Annotated in this window: 2 protein-coding genes and 1 pseudogene; all 3 read right to left on the bottom strand. The window is 75.5% G+C overall.

Features of this window, described 5'->3' with window-relative positions; genetic code table 11:
- Positions 1–49: 49 nt before the first annotated feature.
- Positions 50–985 carry an FAD:protein FMN transferase gene (locus ABYE80_RS20570; RefSeq protein ID WP_372792279.1) on the bottom strand — a complete coding sequence of 312 codons (936 nt, stop codon included), beginning with the start codon at positions 983–985 and terminating at the stop codon, positions 50–52.
- Positions 982–1,398 carry a hypothetical protein gene (locus ABYE80_RS20565; protein WP_372792277.1) on the bottom strand — a complete coding sequence of 139 codons (417 nt, stop codon included), beginning with the start codon at positions 1,396–1,398 and terminating at the stop codon, positions 982–984. Before ABYE80_RS20565 ends, ABYE80_RS20570 begins: the two co-directional genes overlap by 4 nt.
- Positions 1,391–1,720, bottom strand: a pseudogene (locus tag ABYE80_RS20560) (hypothetical protein); the annotation flags it as partial. The gene ABYE80_RS20565 and the pseudogene ABYE80_RS20560, both read right to left, overlap by 8 nt.

Raw genomic sequence — 1,720 nt, 5'->3', positions numbered from 1 at the left:
GTCCGGGACAGGAGCCACCACACGTGGTCGAGGGGGTTGGTGTCGGGCCTCATGCGTGCACCTCCTGCACGGTGCCGTCCGCGTGCACCAGCACGCCCCCGTGGCGACCGCGCAGCACGTCCACCCCAGCCTGCGGTCCCCGCAGGAGCGCGACCTTGGCCAGCAGCTCGGCCTCGAGGGCCGTCCGGGCTCTCGCCGTCACCTGGAGCAGCCCGGTCCAGGCGGAGCGGCCGGCCGACGGGTCGAGCAGGTGGTGGGCGATCTCGCCGTCCCGCCCGCGCCAGGCTCGACGGGTGATGGCGCTGGTGGCGACGGCTCCCCGATCGATCGCCAAGCACGCGACCGTCGCGCCGTCGACCGGCCCGGCGACCAGGACCTCCTGGCGCAGGTCGCGGCGTGCTCCGCCGACCCGCACGTCGCCGCCGAGATCGATCGTCCAGCGATCGAGGTCCCGAAGGCGCCGCATGCCGATGTCCACTGCGAGGCCCTTCGCCGTGCCACCCAGGTCCAGGCGCACGCCGGGCCGGCGAATGACGGTCCGCAGGTCGGGGCTCACGGCGACCGGCGCGCACCGGCGCCTGGGCTGCGCCGGGCGGCACGGTCGACGCGCAACCAGACGGGCGACGTCGACCGGATCCACGCGATCCAGCGTCGAGATCGTCTCGTCGTACCCCACGTCGGCGATCGCGTCGCCGAGCGCGGGATCGACCAGGCCGCGACTCCGCCGCCGGCACGCCAGCGCGGCGGCGACGGCGCGTCCGAGTCTCGGGTCGACCCTGACGGACTCCTGGCGGGATGCGTTGAGCTGCTCGAGGTCCGACGCAGGGTCGAACCGGGTCCAGACGGCGGCGAGGGCCTGGAGGTCGTCCACGACGGCGGCGAACCGCTCCCGGACCTGGGACTCCGACAGGTGCGCGGCGCCGCCGGCCAGGTTCAGCGTCGTGCCCATGAGCGGCGTGGTGTGCGTGTGCCACACGTCGCTCACGACCCCTGGGTCACGACGGGTGGCGGCGCCGCAGCCGATGCGGGCGCGGGCGCGGGCGCGGCGGCGACGGGCGCCGACGCACGCTGGACCGCGACCGAGGACGGTGGCTGCGACGTCTGCGCGCTCGTCGCAGCCGGCGCGGACGTGGCCGGGTCGGTCACGACCCGGGTGACGATCACGCGTCGGATGACGACCGTGCGCTTGGGACGTGCCGGCTTCGACGCCCCGACCGCCGACGCCTGTTGCGCGGCCTGACGCTGAGCGATCGCTGCGAGGGCCGGGTCGCGCCCGGTGACGACCTGCCCGACCAGGACCCCGCCGGCACCGGCGGTCACGACCGCCGTGACTGCCAGCGTGGTGGACGTCCGAGCCCGCCAGCGCACCGGCGCGGGCTTCTTCCCGGGGTCAGTCATCGCCGCGCTCGCTCGACTCGTACGCGTGCTCCTCGCCGGCCTCCGGGTGCTCGTTTTCGCGGTCCTCGGTCGAGCCGTGATCCTCGGTCGCATCGCGCTCCTGCGCCGAGACGTGGTCCTCGGCCGCTTCGTGGCGGGCTGCGGACGGGGACCGCACCGCGGCGGGGGCAGGAGCAGTGGCAGCGATCCGTGCCGGTTGCACCACGCGCACCGCGGAGGCCTGCGCGACGGGGGCACCGCTTGGTGGCGTCGCGCTGCGCGTGGCGGTCGGCTTGACGTGCGTGGTGCGGTGGATCGTCTCGGTCCGCACCTCGACGACGGG

The organism is Paraconexibacter sp. (assembly GCF_041602235.1).
Lineage (GTDB): Bacteria > Actinomycetota > Thermoleophilia > Solirubrobacterales > Solirubrobacteraceae > Paraconexibacter.
This window is presented reverse-complemented; position numbering and strand designations above follow the sequence as displayed.

Bases quoted from the DNA above. Each gene is read 5' to 3' on its own strand.
- ABYE80_RS20565 (WP_372792277.1), bottom strand. From the start codon at position 1,398: ATGACTGACCCCGGGAAGAAGCCCGCGCCGGTGCGCTGGCGGGCTCGG.